The sequence below is a fragment of the Streptomyces sp. NPDC027672 genome (assembly GCF_055566335.1).
This window is the reverse complement of record NZ_JBVHSO010000001.1, coordinates 442459-461840: the sequence shown is the minus strand read 5'-3', so window position 1 is coordinate 461840 and position 19382 is coordinate 442459. Positions and strand designations below refer to the sequence as shown.

Below are 19382 nucleotides of genomic sequence, written 5' to 3'. Positions count from 1 at the left end.
CGGGGACAGCCGTACGCGGGGGCGGCCGTCCGCGCATGGCCGCCTATACGGGAGGGAAAGTGCCTGCGTAAAGCCCTCCCGGGCCTTATGTCATCACATCGAGTGATTCTCTGGCCTTTGCTTGCACGGCACAACCCAGGGTTGCCAGGCTGTTGCTGTCTGTACAACCCGAGGGGAGTGGCCAGTGGCTTTCGGTGAACAGCCGGCGTACCTGCGCGTCGCGGGTGATCTGCGCAAGAAGATCGTCGACGGTTCACTCCCGCCGCATACCCGGCTGCCCTCGCAGGCCCGCATCCGCGAGGAGTACGGCGTCTCGGACACGGTGGCGCTGGAGGCCCGCAAGGTGCTGATGGCCGAGGGGCTGGTCGAGGGCCGCTCCGGGTCGGGCACGTATGTGCGCGAGCGGCCCGTGCCCCGGCGGGTGGCCCGCTCCGGATACCGCCCGGCCGGCGGTGCCACGCCGTTCCGGCAGGAGCAGTCCGACGCCTCCGTGCGCGGCACCTGGGAGTCCCGGAGCGAGCGGGCCGTGGCGGGCGCGGCCATCGCCGAGCGGCTCGCGATCCAGGCCGGCGACCGGGTCATGCGCACCAAGTACGTCTTCCGGGAGGCCGGCGAGCCGATGATGCTCTCCACCTCCTGGGAGCCCCTCGCCGTCACCGGCCGCACCCCGGTGATGCTGCCCGAGGAGGGCCCGCTCGGCGGGATGGGCGTGGTGGAGCGGATGCGGGCCATCGACGTCATCGTGGACAACGTCACCGAGGAGGTCGGCGCCCGCCCCGGTCTCGCCGAGGAACTGCACCTGCTCGGCGGGGTCCCCGGCCATGTGGTGCTCGTCGTCCAGCGCACCTACTTCGCCTCCGGCCGCCCGGTGGAGACCGCCGACGTGGTCATCCCGGCCGACCGCTACCGGGTCGCCTACCACCTGCCCGTCAAATGAGCCTTGGCCTGCCCGTCAAATGGCCTCGGCCTGCCCGTCGCCTGGCCGGACCGGGTCCGGGCGTCCCGGTTCGGTCCGGTCGATGCGAGGTCACCGCGGAGGCCCGCGTTCCTCTTCGCGTGAGCTAGCGCACACCGGGCGTGCGCCCCGGGAGCGGCCGGTGGTGCCGCCGGTTACGGCCGCCGGCTCGCGGGCCGCAGCGATCCGGCCGTTCTCCCAGGTGGCCACGGGTGGCCCCGGCGGCCCCCCGACCCCCGCCGACGTGCCGGGCGACGGCGCGTTCGGTCCCGTGCGCCCCTCGCGTTCCGGCTCAGTTGCGTACCTCTTCGTGAAAATTCGTATGCGCAGCGTGAAGGTAGGGCGTACGCTCGGGCATATGCGGAGTGCGGTTTCCTTATCCGGGGGAAGCGGGTGGGGCGGTGCGAGAGGGGACGCGAGCGGTGGGGGCCATGAGTGAGGGCACGGTCGCGCTGCCCTGGATCGTCATACGGCAGGACGACAACGGCAATCGCTATCGCGTCGGCCGGTACGCGACCCGCGCGGAGGCGCAGAAGGTCGCCGACAGCTTCGACGACCGCGGCCACAAGCAGCTCTACTGGGTCGAGCGCATCGGTCAGACCGGGGACGGCATAAGGAACTGACCGTCGACGGCGTGCGGAACCGACCGGCGACGGCATAAGGAACTGACCGTCCACGGCGTACGGAACCGACCCGCGACGGCGTGCGGAACCGACCGGCCGCGCGCTCCCGTAGGCTCCCCTCCATGACGCGCACGACCCCCGGGGCGGACCCGGTCCTGGTGGTGGCGGCCGCCCTGCTCGACGGCGGCCGGCTGCTCGCCGCGCGCCGCAGCGCCCCCGAAGACCTGGCCGGACGCTGGGAGCTGCCCGGCGGCAAGGTCGAGCCGGGCGAACGGCCCGAGGACGCCCTGGTGCGGGAACTGCGCGAGGAACTGGGCGTCGACGCCGAGCCGGTGACGCGCGTGCCCGGCACCTGGCCGCTGCGCCCGCCCTACGCCCTGGCGGTGTGGACCGCCCGGCTGCGCCCCGGCTCGCCCGCGCCCCGCCCCCTCCAGGACCATGACGCGCTGCGCTGGCTCACGCCGGACGAGCTGTGGGACGTGCCCTGGCTGGACCAGGACGTGGCCGCGGTACGGGAGATCGGGAGACGCGGGCTGGGCTGAGCCCGTCGTACGCCGTTCGTGCCACAGTGCGCCCTCTTGAACGGTACTGGCTCCCGGATATCGGGTATGTGCCCATTAACCCCATGAAAACGGACATGGGTGGGCTCCGCTGGCCTGGGAAGTGATCGGCGTGATCGACACCGATGGCGGCTGCGCCGAATGGACCTTCCCCGCGGAGCCGGGTGCCGTGCGCACCGCCCGCGCGGCGGTCCGGGGCCAGTTGCACGGCTGGGACCTGGACTGCCTCGCCGACCTCGCCGCGCTGCTGGTCAGCGAGCTGGTCACCAACTCGCTGCGGCATGCCAGCGGCCCCATCGGCGTCCGCCTGGTCCGGCCCGCCACGCTCGACGACACCCTGCGGGTGGAGGTCTCCGACCCGCTCCCCGACCTGCCGCGCGAACGCGTCGCGCACGCCGAGGACGAGAGCGGACGCGGCCTCCAGCTCGTCGCCGGCTCCTCGCGCCGCTGGGGCACCCGGCCGGGCACGGGCGGAAAGACCGTCTGGTTCGAACTGGCGATGCCCGGGTGAGACGGGCGCTCCACGGGGCACAGGGGTGTACGGCTGCCGACGTGCCGTACAGCGTGCGCGCCGGGGGCGCACGGGGTCCGTCGGCGGAAGGTTCGGGGGTGTGTTCCCTGGTTAGAAGAGTGGAAGTGTTGTGACGGGCCGGTCCGAAAAGCACCTCGACCGAGCTGTGATCGTGAACACCGTGTCGTGCGGCGCCGTAGTGCTGGATACTGCGGGCAGCCGCCCCCGGTGACCGGTGCCGGACGCGGTGAGCTGGAGGGGACGGTTCGCGTGAGCGAGATACCAGCGAAGGCCACGGAGTCCGAGGACCCGTCGGACGGCGCGAGGAGTCAGGCCGCGGAGGCAGACGCGGGACCCGGTGACGCCATGTGGCAGAGCAGTCCACCCGGTTCGATCTACGACTACATCCGGGTGGCGTCCTTCTCCATCAGCCCCGGCGGGCTCGTCGACCAGTGGAGCCTGCGCGCCGAACAGCTCTTCGGCATCCCCGCCGCACACGCCGTGGGCAGGGACCCGATAGAGGCGTTCGTCGATCCCGACCTGCGCGAGCGCGGCCAGCGGAAGATGGCCGAAATACTCGACGGGCGCGAGTGGACCGGAGTGGTGCCGTTCCGGATGCCGGACCTGCCCGACGGCACGCGCGGCGAGGAGGGCCTCGCCGAGGTGTACGTCATGCCGACGCACACCGCCGAGGGCGAGAAGGCGGCCGTCTGCATCGTCGTGGACGTGCGCACACTGCGCAGCATCGAGACCGATCTCGCCGCCTCGCAGGCCATATTCGGCCAATCGCCCTTCGGTTTCCTGCTGATAGACACCGATCTGCGGGTCCGCCGGGCCAACACGCGGTTCGCCTCCCTCTACGGCGGCACCCCGGACGACCACCGGGGCAAGGGAGTTCACGAGTACCTGCCGCGCCCCGAGGCGGAGCGGGTCTCGGCCACGCTGCGCCGGGTGCTGGAAACGGGCGAGTCCATCACCGACATGCACGTCACCGGATACGTCCCGGGCTCCGAGGAACGCCGGCACTGGTCCATCAACCTCTACCGCGTGCACAGCGGCACCGGCCGGCCCATCGGCGTCGCCTGGCTCGGCACGGACATCACCGCCCGCCGGGCCGCCGCCCGCGAGGCCGCCGCCGCCCGGCGCAATCTGGCCCTGCTCAACGAGGCCGGCGCTCGCATAGGCAACTCCCTGGACCTGGAGACCACCGCCCGCGAACTCCTCGACGTGGTCGTCCCCGGCTTCTGCGACCTCGCCACCGTCGACCTCTACCAGGGCCTGCTGGCCGGCGACGAGGCCCCGCCCGGCCTCGCCGACGGCAGCGCCGAACTGCGCCGCGTCGCCTTCGCCAGCGCCGTCTCCGGCGCGCCCTTCGGCGGCTCCGGGCAGCCCGTCGACGTCGGCGCGGTCCATCACTTCCCGTTCAGCTCGCCCAGCGCCGAAGCCCTGCGCACCGCCCGGCCGCAGCGCGTGCCCGCCGAGGAGGGCGGCCTGGTGCAGTCCACGCTGGCCGTGCCGATGGTCGCCCACGACACGGTCGTGGGACTCGCGCAGTTCGCCCGCACGAAGGGCAGCGAGCCGTTCGGCGACCGGGACCGCGACCTCGCCGTCGAACTGGCCGCGCGCGCCGCCGTCTGCATCGACAACGCGCGCCTGTACCGCCGGGAACACGAACGGGCGCTGATCCTGCAACGGTCCCTGCTGCCGCCCGGCGACCCCGAGGCGTCCGGCCTGGACATCGCCTGCCGCTACCTGCCCGGCAACACGGCCACCGAGGTCGGCGGCGACTGGTTCGACGTCATCGAACTGCCCGGCCACCGAACGGCGCTGGTCGTCGGCGACGTGATGGGCCGGGGCCTGCGCGCGGCCGTCGCGATGGGCGAACTGCGCACCGCCGTACGCACCCTCGCCCTGCTCGACCTGGAACCGGCCGAGGTGCTGTCCGCGCTGGACGAGATCGCGCGCGGGCTCGGCACGCCCGGCGGGATCCAGCAGGCCACCCGCACGGCCCGCCAGCCCCGGGACGCCGACCTCTCCGAGGTGTACCTCGCCACCTGCGTGTACGCCGTCTACGACTCCGTCACCCGGCGCTGTACGTTCGCCAACGCCGGCCATCTGCCGCCGGTGCTGGTCGAGCCCGGCGAGCCGGCCCTCATGCTGGACGTGCCGCCGGGCATGCCGCTCGGCGTGGGCGGCGAGCCGTTCGAGGAGGTCGAGGTCGAACTGCCGGAGGGCGCGCTGCTCGCCCTCTACACGGACGGCCTGGTCGAGTCCCGCGACCATCCGCTGGACGAGGGCCTCCAGGCGTTCGTCGGGGCGCTCACCGATCCCAGCCGCCCGCTGGAGGACGTCTGCGACCACGTCCTCAGCACCCTCGACACCCACCACGGCGAGGACGACATCGCGCTGCTGATGGCGCGGGTGCAGGGGCTGCCCGCCGAGTCGGTCGGCGACTGGACGCTGCCGCGCGAGCCGCGCAGTGTGGGGCGGGCCCGGGAGTACGCCCGCGGCCAGCTGCTCTCCTGGGACCTGGAGCCCCTGGTCGACACCACGGAACTCCTGGTCAGCGAGCTGGTGACGAACGCTCTGCGGTACGGCGAGGGGGACATCCGGCTACGGCTGCTGCTGGACCGCACCCTGGTCTGCGAGGTCTGGGACTCCGGCCTGGTCCAGCCCCGCCGGCGGCGCGCGCGCGACACCGACGAGGGCGGACGGGGACTGCAACTGGTCGGGCTGCTCAGCGCGGCCTGGGGATCACGGCGGACGCCGCACGGCAAGACGGTGTGGTTCGAGCTGCCGCTGCCGGGCGGCGAGGGAAACCTCACGGACCCGGCGGAGGCGCTGCTGAGCCTGTTCTGACGCGGACGCGGGCGGTGCGGCCGGGTCAGGCGTGGTGGCGGGACCGCGTCGTCGGACCGCCGAACGCGGCGGGCGTGCCGGCGTCCGGGAACTCGGGCAGCAGGATGCCGCCGAGCAGGGCCCCGGCGAGACCAGCCGTGTCCCCGTCCGGACCGGCGTACGGCGTGCCGTACGCCCGTACGTCCCGCTCGGCCAGCTCCCGTGCCTGACGGGCCGCGGCGTCGGCCCGGCCGGAGTGCCCCGCGCCCAGCTCCCGCGCCGCCTCCGCCAGCCGGGCCCGGGCCGCCACGCCCACCGCTCCCCGGTGCACCGCGACGAACTCCTCCGCACCCGCCAGCGCGCACCGCGCTACGAGCAGCGCCGCGTCCTCCAGCACACCCGGGCCCGCTCCCGCCGCCCGCCCGGCGGCCCGGCGCAACACGTCCAGCGGATCGCCCGGCCCGGCGGCCGGCTCCTCCCGGACACCGCCCGCGGACACGTCACGTCCACCCGGCCCCCCGCCCACCACCGGCACCCGCGCACCCTCGCCGGGGTCGGCCGGCGCCTCCGCCTCCGTGTCGGCCGGTCGGTGGGGCTCGGGACCGGCGGGTGTGGGGTGGGGCGCCGGCGGTCGGGTGTCCGCCTCGGTTCGTGCGGCCGGTGCCAGGGCGGCCGCCTCCCGGAGCCGGGCCGCCAGCCGCTCCACCCCGTCCACCAGCAGCTCCGCCTGGGCCACCGCGCCCTCACCGGCGCGCAACCGGCCCACCGCCCGCCCGGGATCGCCCGCGTCCGCCGCCTGGCGGGCCTCGTTGAGCCGGGCGGTGGCGAACACCAGCCGGTCCTTGGCCTGTTCGACGTACCCGGTGACGGACGCGGTTGCCGAGGGCGCGTACCGCTGCCGGAGGTCCGCCAGGGTGTGCTGCGCGGTCACCGTCCGGGCCGTCAGCTCCCGGAACCGCCCCTCGGCCACCGCCAGTGCCGGGCCGAGCCCCTCCGCCGCCGCCCCGAAGCCCCGCAGCCGGTCCAGTTCCGGCGCCCGCGCGTCCAGGTGCCGTCCCGCCTCCGCGCACCGGCCGATCACCCCGGCCAGCGCCTGCTGCCGGGCGCCCGGGTCTTCCGGGACACCCTGCTCGTACCGCCGCCAGATCGCGAACGCCGCCGCCAGCTCGGTCTCGGCGGCCCGCAGCGCGTGTGTGAACGGCTCGGTCCGCTGCTCGCCGAACCGCTCCCGCACGAAGGACAGCTCCTCCCGGCTGGTCCGTACGCAGTCGTCGGCCAGGCGCAGTGCCGCTTGCGCCTGCCGTTCGGAGCCGGCCGGGCCGGGCGCGGGCGGGGGAGCGGGGACGGTCCCCGGAGTCGTCCGGGTCCGGGCCCGCCGGGTGCGCCGCAGCCGGCCGTAGCCGGCCAGGGCCAGCACCACGGCCACCGCCGTGAACGGCAGCACCAGATCGGCGACCGACGTCCCGTCCTGCCGCCCGGCGGCGGTGGCCGGGGGAACCGGGACGCGGGCGGCGGCCGTCGTCACCGGCAGCACCAGCCACCAGACCCCCGCCACGGCACCGAGCACGGCGTGCGCCACCCGCACCCGTATGTGCGCCGTGGCGTGCCGGGGCCGGCCCCGGATCAGGAAGGACGTCACGTTCCGGAGCGTAGGGGCGGCCCGGCGGCTCCGCGAGCGGGACGGACACGGGTGGGGGAACAGCGACGGAGGGGGCGGGACGCACGAGAACCAGTCGGGGGCGGCACCCCGCGGCCCGTACGACGGCTACGCCCCGGAGCGCCTCCTGATCTTCGAGCCCAGCCACACCAGCGGGTCGTACTTGCGGTCGGCCGCCCGTTCCTTCAGCGGGATCAGGGCGTTGTCGGTGATCCGGATGTTCTCGGGGCAGACCTCCGTACAGCACTTGGTGATGTTGCAGTAGCCGAGGCCGTGCTCGTCCTGCGCGGCGCGGGCCCGGTCCAGGCCGGTCCCGGCGGCGGCGTCCAGCGGGTGCATGTCGAGTTCGGCGATCCGCATCAGGAAGCGCGGCCCGGCGAACGCCTCTTTGTTGTCCTCGTGGTCACGCACCACATGGCAGGTGTCCTGGCACAGGAAGCACTCGATGCACTTGCGGAACTCCTGCGGGCGGTCCACGTCCTCCTGGAACATCCGGTACTCGCCGGGTCCGAGCCCGGCGGGCGGCACGAAGGCCGGGACCTCGCGCGCCTTGCGGTAGTTGAAGCCGACGTCCGTCACCAGGTCGCGGATCACCGGGAAGGCCCGCAAGGGGGTCACCGTGATCGTCTCCGCGCGGTCGAACACCGACATGCGGGTCATGCACAGCAGCCGTGGACGGCCGTTGATCTCCGCCGAGCACGAACCGCACTTGCCGGCCTTGCAGTTCCAGCGCACCGCGAGGTCGGGTGCCTGGGTGGCCTGGAGGCGGTGGACGATGTCGAGGACCACCTCGCCGTCGTTCACCTCGACCGTGAAGTCCTCCAGGCCACCGCCCTGCGCGTCGCCCCGCCACACCTTGAAGCGGGCCTCGTAGCTGCTCACTCGTACAGCTCCTCTTCGGCGAGGTACTTGACCAGCTCCTCCTTCTCGAAGAGGGCGAGCAGGTCCGGGCGGATGGGCGCGGTGGTCTCCCGGGTGAGCCGGATCTGGCCCCGGGCCGGGTCGGCCGCCGCGAGGGTGCCGGCGGGGTCGGCGAGGGCGCACAGCAGGTTCACGTTCCGCCACGCGCGGTCCATCGCCGGGCAGTCCTCGCGGGTGTGCCCGCCGCGCGACTCGGTGCGCTCCAGCGCGGACCGGGCCACGCACTCGCTGACCAGCAGCATGTTCCTGAGGTCCAGGGCCAGGTGCCAGCCCGGGTTGAACTGGCGGTGGCCCTCCACACCGGCCCGCCGGGCCCGCGCCCGCAGCTCGGCCAGCTTGTGCAGGGCCTGCTCCATCTCGGGTTCCCGGCGGATGATGCCGACCAGGTCGTTCATGGTCTGCTGGAGCTCCTGGTGCAGCGTGTACGGGTTCTCCGGCGGCTCCGCCGCGCCCGCCCCGCCGCTCCCGGCACCGTGCGCACCCTCGGCCCCGACCCCGGCCCCGGCCTCGCGTCCCGTCCCCGCCCCCGCCGAGAAGGGGCGCAGCGCCTCCGCCGCGGCCACGTCGATCTGGGCCTCGTCCACGGGCGGGCGCCGGTACGCCAGGCCCTGCGCGTACTCGGCCGCGTGCAGGCCCGCGCGGCGGCCGAACACCAGCAGGTCGGACAGCGAGTTGCCGCCGAGCCGGTTGGAGCCGTGCATGCCGCCCGCGACCTCGCCGGCCGCGTACAGGCCCGGCACGCCGCGCGCCGCCGCCGTGTCGGAGTCGACCGCGACGCCGCCCATCACGTAGTGGCAGGTCGGGCCGACCTCCATCGCCTCCGCGGTGATGTCGACGTCCGCCAGCTCCTTGAACTGGTGGTACATCGACGGCAGCCGGCGCCGGATCACCTCGGCGGGCATCCGGGTGGAGACGTCCAGGTAGACCCCGCCGTGCGGGGAGCCCCGGCCCGCCTTCACCTCGGCGTTGATGGCGCGGGCCACCTCGTCGCGGGGGAGGAGTTCGGGCGGGCGCCGGTGGTGGTCCGGGTCGTCGTACCACCCGTCGGCCTCTTCCTCCGACTCGGCGTACTTGTCCTTGAAGACGTCCGGGACGTAGTCGAACATGAACCGTCTGCCGCCGGAGTCGCGCAGCACCCCGCCGTCCCCGCGCACCGACTCGGTGACGAGGATGCCCTTCACCGACGGCGGCCAGACCATGCCGGTGGGGTGGAACTGCACGAACTCCATGTTCAGCAGGGGAGCGCCGGCCAGGAGCGCGAGCGCGTGGCCGTCGCCGGTGTACTCCCAGGAGTTGGACGTGACCTTGAAGGACTTGCCGATGCCGCCGGTCGCCAGGACTACGGCGGGGGCTTGGAGGACCAGGAAACGGCCGCTCTCGCGCTCGTAGCCGAAGACTCCGGAGACGCGCTCGCCGTCCTTGAGGATGCGGGTGACCGTGCACTCCTGGAAGACCTTCAGCCCGGATTCGTAGTCACCGGTCTCCCGGTGGTCCTCCTGCTGGAGCGCGACGATCTTCTGCTGGAGGGTGCGGATCAGCTCCAGGCCGGTGCGGTCGCCGACGTGCGCGAGCCGCGGGTACTCGTGGCCGCCGAAGTTCCGCTGGGAGATCCGGCCGTCCTTCGTGCGGTCGAACAGCGCGCCCCAGGTCTCCAGCTCCCACACCCGGTCCGGGGCCTCCCGCGCGTGCAGCTCGGCCATCCGCCACTGGTTCAGGAACTTGCCGCCGCGCAGCGTGTCGCGGAAGTGGACCTGCCAGGTGTCGTGCGCGTTGGCGTTGGCCATCGCCGCGGCGATGCCGCCCTCGGCCATCACCGTGTGCGCCTTGCCGAACAGCGACTTGCAGATCACGGCCGTACGGGCGCCCCGCTCGCGCGCCTCGATCGCGGCCCGCAGTCCGGCGCCGCCGGCCCCGACCACGACGACGTCCCACTCCTGCCGGTCCACCACGGACATCAGTCGGTCCCTCACTGGTCTCTAGAAGAAGCGCGGATCGTCGAAGACGCCCGACGCGACGAGATAGACGTAGAAGTCGGCGAGCGCCACGCTCAGCAGCGACGCCCAGGCCAGCAGCATGTGGCGGGCGTTGAGCCGGCCGACGAACCGCCAGGCCCGGTAGCGCACGGGATGCCGGGAGAAGTGCTTGAGCTTGCCGCCGACGATGTGCCGGCAGGAGTGGCAGGAGAGGGTGTACGCCCAGATCAGCGCGATGTTGGCCAGGAAGACCAGGGTGCCGAGGCCCATGTGGCCCCACCGGTAGTGCGTGTCCCGGAAGGCCAGCACGGTGTCGTAGGTGAGCACACCGGCCACCAGCAGGGCGGCGTAGAAGAAGTACCGGTGGAGGTTCTGCAGGATCAGCGGGAACCGGGTCTCGCCGGTGTACGACCGGTGCGGCTCGGCCACCGCGCAGGCGGGCGGGGACGCCCAGAAGGCGCGGTAGTACGCCTTGCGGTAGTAGTAGCAGGTCAGGCGGAAGCCGAGCGGGAAGACCAGGATGACGAGTGCGGGCGAGAGTCCCCACCAGCCGCCGAGCAGCGCGGCGTTGGGCCCGGCGCGCATGGCCCGGCAGTTCTCCGCCAGGCACGGCGAGTAGAAGGGCGAGACGTACGGCGCCGCGTAGTAGTGGGCGCCGGCGAAGGCCCGCCAGGTCGAGTAGACGACGAAGGCGAGCAGGCCGGCCGCGGTGGCGGCGGGCGCCAGCCACCAGCGGTCGGTGCGCAGGTGCGCGGCGGCGATCGCGGCGCGGGCAGGGGTGCGCACGCCGCCGCGGTGCCGGGGGGATTCCGTACCAGTGGCCAAGGCGGGTCTCCGGTCGGTAGCGGGTTCAGGGGGCGCGGCGGTCGCGGGCGCCCAGGCCCTCGTCGTCCGAGTCCGTCCACAGGCTGATGTCGTAGGGCGCGTCGGAGATGGTGACGAGGTCGGGCCGGTGCGGCGCGGCCGGCGCGGCGGCCGCCTGCCGCAGCAGGGCGAGGCTCTCGCGCAGATGGTCGGCGTCCAGCCGGACCCGGCGTATCTCCAGACCGCCGCGGCCGAGGTGGTCCTCCAGACGGCCCAGCGACCGGTGCAGGTCGTCGAGGCACCGCTGGACTGCGTTGATGTCGTCGTGCACGGACATGACATGCCCTCGCTTCCACGGGACCGGCGGGCCATGGGCGGCAACGTTCATGCGCCTTGGAGTGTTGCGCCTCACGCCTGCCTGTGTGAAGGGATGTGCCGCGATTGGCCGGGGGCGTACGGGTGCACGGCCCGGCCGCGTTGCGCCGCACGGGTGGGCTTACCGGTTGTCGCCGCCGTGTCGCCCACCGTTGCCGGATCCTTTCCTCTTCAGTGGCCGCATAGATCTGATCAGCTCCATATACCGCCAAAAGTGATCAGCTCCATATAACCGACAAATGTGAGCATACGGCCCGTGGCTCCCCGGAGGTAGCAGAGATGTCCTACGAAGGCGTCGGCCCCCACTCGGCCGCAGCGGGGCAGCGTCCCGACGGGGCGCGAGACGGCCTCGGCGAGCGGCTCGGCCGCGGGGCGCGACCGGCCATGACGCCCCCACGGCCGGACGACGGCACGTCCCGCCGCACCGGCCCGCCCCGGCCGGTGCGGCGGAGCGTGCGGCGCGCGGTCACCTTCCTCACCGCCGGCGCGCTGGCGGTCCCGCTGCTCGCCGGCTGCGGTGACGACGACCAGGCCGGCACCCCGCTCGCGCCGCAGGACATCGCCCCGGTCGCCCGGGACCTGGTCGCCGAGGGCGGGACGCTGCGCTGGGCCATGGACGCCGTACCGGAGACGCTGAACACCTTCCAGGCCGACGCCGACGCCGGCACCAGCCGCGTCGCCCAGGCCGTGCTGCCCTCGATGTTCCGGCTCGACGCGACCGGCCGCCCGGTGGCCAATCCCGCCTATCTGGAATCGGCCAAGGTCATCGAGACCGAGCCGCGCCAGGTCGTGCTGTACAAGCTGAACCAGCAGGCCGTGTGGAGCGACGGCCGGGAGATCGGTGCCGCCGACTTCGTCGCCCAGTGGCGTGCCCTGTCCGGCCGCAACAGCGCCTACTGGACCGCCCGCAACGCCGGCTACGACCGCATCGCCGCGATCGAGCGCGGCGACAACGACCTCCAGGTCCGGGTCACCTTCTCCCGCCCCTACGCCGACTGGAAGTCGCTGTTCTCACCGCTGTACCCGAAGGACGTCATGGGCACCCCGGACGCCTTCAACGACGGCGCCCGCCGCAAGCTGAAGGTCACCGCCGGGCCCTTCAAGGTCGAGAAGGTCGACACCGCCAAGAAGGACGTCGTGCTCACCCGCAACGCGCGCTGGTGGGGCAGGCCGGCCAAGCTGGACACGATCGTGCTGCACACCGTCTCGCACGGCAAGCGGGCCGTCGCGCTCGCCGACGGCAGCGCGGACCTGGCCGAGATCGACGCGCTGGACGTCCAGCGGATCGGCCTCGCCCACCGGACCAAGGGCACCGGCACCCCGCTCCAGGGCGGCGGCCGGACCTCGGTGAAGAAGCTGCGCGACTGGGCGCTCGCCCACCACCTCGGCACCAAGGCGGCGCACGCCGGCGAGGAGAAGCTGGGCGAGGCCATCACCCGGTACCTGGAGCAGCAGCAGGTGCTGCGGGGCGTGGAGGTCCGCAAGTCGCTGGAGCCCGTCTACACCCAGCTCGCCCTGAACGGCTCCGCCGGTCCGCTCGCCGACGAACGGGTCCGCCGGGCCGTGGCCCGCGCCGTGGACCGCGCGGAGCTGGCCCGGCTGGTGCTCACCCCGTTCGGTCTGCCCGCCGTCCCGGTCGGCAGCCACCTCGCGCTGTCCGGGCAGGCCGCCTACGCCGACGGCAGCGGCGCGCTCGGCGCCCCGGACGCCAAGGAGGCCCAGGCGCTGCTCGCCGACGCCGGCTGGGTGCGCGGCGGCCCGCTGAAGGAGCAGAAGAAGACCGAGAAGGCGGCGGGTTCCGAGAACCGCCGCGAGGAGGTGTCCGACGGCGGCGACGACGGCGAGTACATCGTCGGGGAGGACGACAAGAACCCGGGCGGCGCGGACGGCGACGGCAAGGGCAAGCACCGCGAGTCCGACCAGCGCGAGCCCACCGACCAGCACCTCGCGCAGGAGGGCAGGCACGGCGGCGCGCCCGGCGCGTACGCGCCGAAGGGCACCGCCGCCCCGGCCGCCGCGCCCGCCGGGCCGCTCGCCAAGGACGGCAAGCCGCTCGCGCTGCGCTTCGTGCTGCCCTCCGGCCCCGGCTCGGACACCCTGAACACGGTCGCCGAGCGGATCTCCGCGATGCTGGAGCAGGTCGGCATCCGCACGACGGTCACCAAGGTCTCGGACGAGAGCTACTTCAAGGACCACATCGCCGCCGGCGACTACGACCTCGCCCTGTACTCCTGGCCCGCCTCCGCCTTCCCCGCGACGGACGCCCGGCCCATCTACGCCAAGCCGGTCCCGGCGGCGGACGGCTCGGTGAACGTCGAGCAGAACTACACCCGGGTCGGCACCGACCAGGTCGACCAGCTCTTCGACGAGGCCGCGACCACGCTGGACGAGGACGCGGCGCGCGACCTGATCCGCAAGGCCGACTCGCGCATCTGGGCCGCCGCCGGATCGATCCCGCTCTACCAGCGGCCGCAGCTCGTCGGGGCGCGCGGAAACCTGGTCAACGCCGGTGCGTTCGGCTTCCAGACCCCGGTCTACGAGGACATGGGCTACCTGAAGAAGGGCGCGAAGATCTCGCCCGCTCCGGCCAAGGGCTGAGGTCCCGGGAGAGGCTCCCGGGGTCCCGTCCGGGGCCCCGGGACGGCCCGCCGAGCCTCCGCGGCCGCAGCCACGTACCATGGGGTGAGGCCGTGGCGTGTCCAGCCCGGCAGGGCCCGCGCGACACGGACGTACGCGCAGGGCAGTCCGCACACTCCGGGAGTACGCCACAATATGGCCACGCGCCACGACATCCGCAACGTCGCCATCGTCGCCCACGTCGACCACGGCAAGACCACCATCGTCGACGGCATGCTGAAGCAGGCCGGCGCGTTCGCCGCCCATCAGCTCGACTCGGTCGACGACCGCATGATGGACTCCAACGACCTGGAGCGTGAGAAGGGCATCACGATCCTCGCCAAGAACACGGCGGTGAAGTACCACCCGAAGGACGGCGGGGAGCCCATCACGATCAACATCATCGACACCCCCGGCCACGCCGACTTCGGCGGCGAGGTCGAGCGCGGTCTGTCGATGGTCGACGGCGTCGTCCTGCTCGTGGACGCCTCCGAGGGCCCGCTGCCGCAGACGCGCTTCGTGCTGCGCAAGGCGCTCCAGGCCCGTCTGCCCGTCATCCTGTGTATCAACAAGACCGACCGTCCGGACGCCCGGATCGACGAGGTCGTCAACGAGACCTACGACCTCTTCCTCGACCTGGACGCGGACGAGGAGCAGATCGAGTTCCCGATCGTCTACGCCTGCGGCCGGGACGGCGTCGCCTCGCTCACCAAGCCGGACAACGGCACGGTGCCGGCCGACTCCACCAGCCTGGAGCCGTTCTTCTCCACGATCCTGGAGCACATCCCGGCCCCGACCTACGACGAAGAGGCGCCGCTCCAGGCCCACGTCACCAACCTCGACGCGGACAACTTCCTCGGCCGCATCGCGCTGCTCCGCGTGGAGCAGGGCGAGCTGCGCAAGGGCCAGACCGTGGCCTGGATCAAGCGCGACGGCACCGTGCAGAGCGTGCGGATCTCCGAGCTGATGATGACCGAGGCGCTCACCCGCAAGCCCGCCGAGAAGGCCGGCCCGGGTGACATCTGCGCGGTCGCCGGCATCCCGGAGATCATGATCGGCGAGACCCTGGCCGACCCGGAGAACCCGATCGCGCTGCCGCTGATCACGGTGGACGAGCCCGCGATCTCCATGGTGATCGGCACGAACACCTCGCCGCTGGTCGGCCGGGGCGGCACCGGCAAGGGCGCCGACAACAAGGCGGCCGTCAAGGACCGCAAGGTCACCGCCCGCCAGGTCAAGGACCGTCTGGACCGCGAGCTGATCGGCAACGTCTCGCTGCGCGTGCTCGACACCGAGCGGCCGGACGCCTGGGAGGTGCAGGGCCGTGGTGAGCTGGCGCTCGCCATCCTGGTCGAGACCATGCGCCGGGAAGGGTACGAGCTGACGGTCGGCAAGCCGCAGGTCGTCACCCGGGAGATCGACGGCAAGGTCCACGAGCCGGTCGAGCGCATGACGATCGACGTGCCCGAGGAGCACATGGGCGCGGTCACGCAACTCATGGGCGTCCGCAAGGGCCGCATGGACAACATGTCGAACCACGGCTCCGGCTGGGTCCGCCTGGAGTTCGTCGTGCCGTCCCGTGGCCTGATCGGCTTCCGCACCGAGTTCCTGACCCAGACCCGCGGCACGGGCATCGCCCACTCCATCCACGAGGGCCACGAGCCCTGGTTCGGCACCCTCCAGACCCGGAACAACGGTTCGCTGGTCGCCGACCGCTCCGGCACGGTCACCGCGTTCGCGATGACGAACCTCCAGGAGCGCGGCGTGCTCTTCGTGGAGCCCGGCACCGAGGTGTACGAGGGCATGATCGTCGGTGAGAACTCCCGTGCCGACGACATGGACGTCAACATCACCAAGGAGAAGAAGCTCACCAACATGCGGTCCTCGACGGCCGATGTGACCGAGTCGATCGTGCCGCCGCGCAAGCTGTCGCTGGAGCAGTCGCTGGAGTTCTGCCGCGACGACGAGTGCGTCGAGGTGACCCCGGAGGCCGTTCGCATCCGCAAGGTCGTGCTGGACCAGCGCAACCGCGCCCGGGCCGCGAGCCGCGCCAAGCACGGCTGATCTCCCGGCACTTGAGCCCGGGTGTCCCCATGGTGGGGGCACCCGGGCTTTTTGCAACCCGTTTTCTCCGGCCGTATGTCCGGCATGCGGAGATCACTGCCCGATAGCCATGTAACAAGTCCGTTTCGCGCCTTCTTCTACTGAACACTTTGTCCAGATTTTGGAAGCCGTAGCCATGATCTGTGACTGAATTGAGATCTACGGGCAGTGGTCGGTGGTCGACCCATGGCAGATAGTTAGCCGCGTAACGCTCGGGTCAATGGGTCTCGCGCTGTGGGGACAGCGCCCGACTCACGAGCACCAGGGGGTGTCCGACCCTCCGTCAGGGGTGTCGGAGGGTGGACGGAAACCCCCTCTGTCGGTGAACACGTGAAGTCATGAGGAGGGAAACCCCGGTAACTACGCGCGTCCGACTGCGGTCACGCGCGTTCTCGGAGTACCTGGGCGCCTCTCCTACTTATCCTGTGAAACGGACGAACCGTGACGAGTCCTATCGATCTGGAGGGCGGCGGGGCGTCGGTCGTCGTCGGCGGCGCACCAGAGCCGGCCGCGAAGGGCGACGCCGTCGAACTCGCTGGCCGGTCTCCCGGCCAGCTGATGTGGCTGCGCTTCCGGCGCGACCGCACCGGCGTCATCTGCGCCGTGGTGGTGATCGGCTACTTCGTTGTCGCGCTGCTCGCGCCGTTGCTCGCGAAGCTGCCGGGGACCGATCCGTACACCCTGTACGGCCAGGACCCGACCTACGCCGACAAGCCGCTGCTCGACGAATTCGGGCTTCCGCTCGGCTACTTGGGAGGCGTCTCGGGCGCCCACTGGTTCGGCGTCGAACCGCAGTACGGCCGTGATCTCTACGCCATGCTGCTGTACGGGATGCGCACCTCGCTGTACATGGCGCTCGGCATCACCGTCCTCATCATGTTCACCGGTGTCGTGATCGGGCTGATCGGGGGGTACTTCGGCGGTCGTACGGACTACTGGATCGGCCGCGGCACCGACTTCTTCCTGTCCTTCCCGCAGCAGTTGTTCTTCATCGCGTTCATGCCCGTCGTGACGTCGTTCTTCGTGAACCCGCGCGAGGAGACGCCGACCTACTTCCGCGCCGTGGCCATGCTGATCGTGCTGTGGCTGCTGGGCTGGATGGGCATGGCCCGCCTGGTGCGGTCGACCGTACTGTCCCTGCGTGAGCGGGAGTTCGTGGAGGCCGCCCGGGTCTCCGGGGCCTCGCCGTGGCGGATCGTGCGCAAGGAGATCCTGCCCAACGTCGTCACCCCGATCCTGGTGCAGTTCACGTACCAACTGCCCAGCACGATCCTCAGCATCGCCTTCCTGTCCTTCGCGGGCGTCGGGTTCGTCGAGCCGACGCCCGACTGGGGGCGCCTCTTCGCCGCCGGCGCCCGGTACGCCGAACAGGACCCGGCGTTCATGTTCTTCCCCGGTGTGGCACTGGTGATCTTCGTCCTGTGCTTCAACCTCCTCGGGGACTCGGTACGGGACGCGTTCGACCCCAAGTCCGGGCGCTAGCTCGTCCGTTGGGTGGGGGGTGGCTGCCGCCCCCGCCGGCCCGCCCGGCCGGCGCCCGGCAGATCTCACGGACAACAACCACAGGTAGGTGGATTCGCCACATGATCTCTCATCGCGCCCGCAGAACGCGTGCCGTCGTGGTCGCCCTCGCGGCCGGCTCCCTCGCTCTCACGGCCTGCTCGAAGAACGAGGGCGGCACGTCCGGCAAGGACTCCAAGAAGGACCAGAAGGAAGCGGCGGTCCAGTCGAAGGCGGTCACCTACGTCGACGCCGCGGGCTCGACCGGCCCCGCCAAGGAGGTGCCGGGCGCCAAACCCGGCGGCACGATCACCGTGTACCAGGAGGCCGGCCTGTCCCACCTGGACCCCGGCCAGATCTACGTCTCCGACTCCGGCCAGGTCGCCAACCTGCTCTTCCGCCGGCTGACCCAGTTCCAGGAGGACGACAAGGGCGACGTGTCGGTCGTCGGCGACCTCGCCACCGACTCCGGCAAGCCCACCGACGGCGGCAGGACCTGGACCTTCACCCTGAAGGACGGCATCAAGGACGAGGCCGGCCACCCGATCACCTCGGCCGACGTGCGGCACACCGTCGAGCGCCAGTACGCGAAGTTCATCTTCGACGGCCCGACCTATCTGCAGACCTGGCTGAGCGGCGCCGACTACCGCAAGGCCCTGCCCGGCGGCGGCTTCGACGGCAAGCACCTGCCGGCCTCGGTCCTGGACACCCCGGACGCCAAGACGGTCGTCTTCCACTTCGACCAGCCGCGCCCGGACCTGCCGCAGACGCTCGCCATGGCCGGCTACGCCCTGGTCCCGGCCAAGGGCGACACCAAGGAGCGGTACGAGAAGAAGCCGGTCGCCACCGGACCGTACAAGATCGCCGAGAACAAGGTCGGCAAGACCCTGAAGCTGGTGAAGAACGGCAACTGGGACCCGAAGACCGACGCCGTGCGCCACCAGTACGTCAACGGCTTCACCTTCCAGTTCGGCGTCACCGAGTCCACCCAGACCAAGCGCCTGATCGCGGACGAGGGCGACAACAAGAACGCCATCCAGCTCACCGGCGGTGTCGACGCCACCCAGATCCAGGACGTCATCAACGACCCGGACGCCAGCAAGCGCACGGTCAAGGGCTACCAGCCGTACGTCATGGCGCTGACCTTCAACCTCGACCGGGTCAAGGACAAGAAGGTCCGCGAGGCCGTCACCTACGCGGTCAACTCCAAGTCGCTGATCGCCGGCGAGGGCGGCGCCTACGGCGGTGACGTCGCGCCCAACCTCTTCGCGCCGACGCTGCCGGGCTACGAGGCGGGCTACGACCCCTACGGCCGTCTGAAGACCCCGCAGGGCAACATCGCCAAGGCCAAGGAGATCCTCAAGGGTGTCCCGGCCGCCGAGAAGAAGCTCGTCTTCGCCTACGCCAACAGCGAGCAGGGCCAGCGGCGCAAGGTCGCCATCGAGGACGCGCTGAGCAAGGCCGGCTTCGACGTCGTCGCCAAGGAGGTCGACGCGGCGAGCTACTACGAGCAGATCGGCAAGCTGGACAACCCGTTCGACCTCTACATCAGCGGCTGGGGCCAGGACTGGCCGTCCCCGGGCACGGTCGTCACGCCGATCTACGACGGCTCGCAGGTCACCGACGGCTCCGCGAACTACTCCCACGTCAAGGACCCGAAGGTCGACGCCCTCATCAAGAAGGCGGTGACGCAGGCGCCGGCCGAGGCCGCCAAGACCTGGAAGGAAGCCCACCACTACCTGCTGGAGAACGTCATCCCGGCGGCTCCGCTGTGGTACACGAAGCAGTTCCAGATCTCCGGCGGCAACGTCGGCGGTGCCCGCTACGGCACGGTCTCCAGCCTCATCGACATCAACCGGCTGTACCTGAAGTCGTGATCCTCGGCCGATGACGGGGGCGCGCTGCGAAGCGAGCGCGCCCCCGCCTCCGAGCGCGTCCCTCCCCAC

The 19382-nt window shown here is 72.0% G+C and carries 14 protein-coding genes; 9 read left to right on the top strand and 5 right to left on the bottom strand.

All coding sequences use genetic code 11. The annotated features are described in order from the left end of the window. Window positions 1–184: 184 nt before the first annotated feature. The 5 genes from ACZ4SV_RS02030 (at window position 185) to ACZ4SV_RS02010 (ending at window position 5508) form a co-directional block, all read left to right on the top strand. The gene (locus ACZ4SV_RS02030; protein WP_365875623.1) at window positions 185–937 is read left to right on the top strand and encodes a GntR family transcriptional regulator; all 753 of its coding nucleotides are present in this window, start codon (window positions 185–187) and stop codon (window positions 935–937) included. A 449-nt stretch (window positions 938–1386) separates the two neighbouring features. Then, window positions 1387–1578, top strand: a complete 192-nt coding sequence (locus ACZ4SV_RS02025; protein ID WP_365875625.1) for an SPOR domain-containing protein — start codon at window positions 1387–1389, stop codon at window positions 1576–1578. Window positions 1579–1700: 122 nt separating this feature from the next. After that, window positions 1701–2120 (top strand): (deoxy)nucleoside triphosphate pyrophosphohydrolase, encoded by a 420-nt coding sequence (locus ACZ4SV_RS02020; RefSeq protein WP_397944455.1) that lies wholly within the window; start codon window positions 1701–1703, stop codon window positions 2118–2120. A gap of 130 nt (window positions 2121–2250) precedes the next feature. Beyond that, on the top strand, window positions 2251–2649 hold the full coding sequence (locus tag ACZ4SV_RS02015; protein WP_365875631.1) for an ATP-binding protein: 399 nt from the start codon (window positions 2251–2253) through the stop codon (window positions 2647–2649). Between the two features lie 270 nt (window positions 2650–2919). Next, window positions 2920–5508: a SpoIIE family protein phosphatase gene (locus ACZ4SV_RS02010; RefSeq protein WP_365875633.1), complete on the top strand. Its 2589-nt coding sequence runs from the start codon at window positions 2920–2922 to the stop codon at window positions 5506–5508. 25 nt (window positions 5509–5533) lie between these two features. On the opposite strand, the gene ACZ4SV_RS02005 is transcribed toward ACZ4SV_RS02010, so the two are convergent. The 5 genes from ACZ4SV_RS02005 to ACZ4SV_RS01985 all read right to left on the bottom strand — a co-directional run bounded on the left by ACZ4SV_RS02005 (window position 5534) and on the right by ACZ4SV_RS01985 (window position 11179). Then, complete coding sequence (locus ACZ4SV_RS02005; protein WP_468000703.1) at window positions 5534–7126, bottom strand: hypothetical protein; 1593 nt, start codon at window positions 7124–7126, stop codon at window positions 5534–5536. Window positions 7127–7252: 126 nt separating this feature from the next. Continuing rightward, window positions 7253–8026 (bottom strand): succinate dehydrogenase/fumarate reductase iron-sulfur subunit, encoded by a 774-nt coding sequence (locus ACZ4SV_RS02000; RefSeq protein WP_365875637.1) that lies wholly within the window; start codon window positions 8024–8026, stop codon window positions 7253–7255. Next, window positions 8023–10020 carry a fumarate reductase/succinate dehydrogenase flavoprotein subunit gene (locus ACZ4SV_RS01995; protein WP_468000701.1) on the bottom strand — a complete coding sequence of 666 codons (1998 nt, stop codon included), beginning with the start codon at window positions 10018–10020 and terminating at the stop codon, window positions 8023–8025. The genes ACZ4SV_RS02000 and ACZ4SV_RS01995 overlap by 4 nt, the downstream gene beginning before the upstream one ends. Before the next feature lie 21 nt (window positions 10021–10041). Then, the gene (locus ACZ4SV_RS01990; RefSeq protein ID WP_468000699.1) at window positions 10042–10863 is read right to left on the bottom strand and encodes a hypothetical protein; all 822 of its coding nucleotides are present in this window, start codon (window positions 10861–10863) and stop codon (window positions 10042–10044) included. Window positions 10864–10888: 25 nt separating this feature from the next. Continuing rightward, entirely contained in the window at window positions 10889–11179 is a 291-nt protein-coding gene (locus ACZ4SV_RS01985; RefSeq protein WP_397944444.1) for a hypothetical protein, read from the bottom strand. A gap of 317 nt (window positions 11180–11496) precedes the next feature. Here ACZ4SV_RS01985 and ACZ4SV_RS01980 point away from each other — a divergent pair, with 317 nt between their 5' ends. From ACZ4SV_RS01980 to ACZ4SV_RS01965, 4 genes are all read left to right on the top strand, one after another. Beyond that, complete coding sequence (locus tag ACZ4SV_RS01980; RefSeq protein ID WP_468000697.1) at window positions 11497–13815, top strand: ABC transporter family substrate-binding protein; 2319 nt, start codon at window positions 11497–11499, stop codon at window positions 13813–13815. Between the two features lie 174 nt (window positions 13816–13989). Next, window positions 13990–15897, top strand: coding sequence for a translational GTPase TypA (gene typA / locus ACZ4SV_RS01975; protein WP_365875646.1), 1908 nt, complete (start codon window positions 13990–13992; stop codon window positions 15895–15897). 480 nt (window positions 15898–16377) lie between these two features. Further along, the gene (locus ACZ4SV_RS01970) at window positions 16378–17418 is read left to right on the top strand and encodes an ABC transporter permease (RefSeq protein WP_365875648.1); all 1041 of its coding nucleotides are present in this window, start codon (window positions 16378–16380) and stop codon (window positions 17416–17418) included. Window positions 17419–17519: 101 nt separating this feature from the next. After that, window positions 17520–19313, top strand: a complete 1794-nt coding sequence (locus ACZ4SV_RS01965) for an ABC transporter substrate-binding protein (RefSeq protein ID WP_365875650.1) — start codon at window positions 17520–17522, stop codon at window positions 19311–19313. The last annotated feature ends 69 nt before the right edge of the window (window positions 19314–19382 follow it).

Coding starts and splice junctions, on each gene's coding strand:
- ACZ4SV_RS02025 (WP_365875625.1), top strand. CDS start 1,387: ATGAGTGAGGGCACGGTCGCGCTGCCCTGGATCGTCATACGGCAGGAC.
- ACZ4SV_RS02020 (WP_397944455.1), top strand. CDS start 1,701: ATGACGCGCACGACCCCCGGGGCGGACCCGGTCCTGGTGGTGGCGGCC.
- ACZ4SV_RS01995 (WP_468000701.1), bottom strand. CDS start 10,020: ATGTCCGTGGTGGACCGGCAGGAGTGGGACGTCGTCGTGGTCGGGGCC.
- ACZ4SV_RS01985 (WP_397944444.1), bottom strand. CDS start 11,179: ATGTCCGTGCACGACGACATCAACGCAGTCCAGCGGTGCCTCGACGAC.
- ACZ4SV_RS01980 (WP_468000697.1), top strand. CDS start 11,497: ATGTCCTACGAAGGCGTCGGCCCCCACTCGGCCGCAGCGGGGCAGCGT.
- typA (WP_365875646.1), top strand. CDS start 13,990: ATGGCCACGCGCCACGACATCCGCAACGTCGCCATCGTCGCCCACGTC.
- ACZ4SV_RS01965 (WP_365875650.1), top strand. CDS start 17,520: ATGATCTCTCATCGCGCCCGCAGAACGCGTGCCGTCGTGGTCGCCCTC.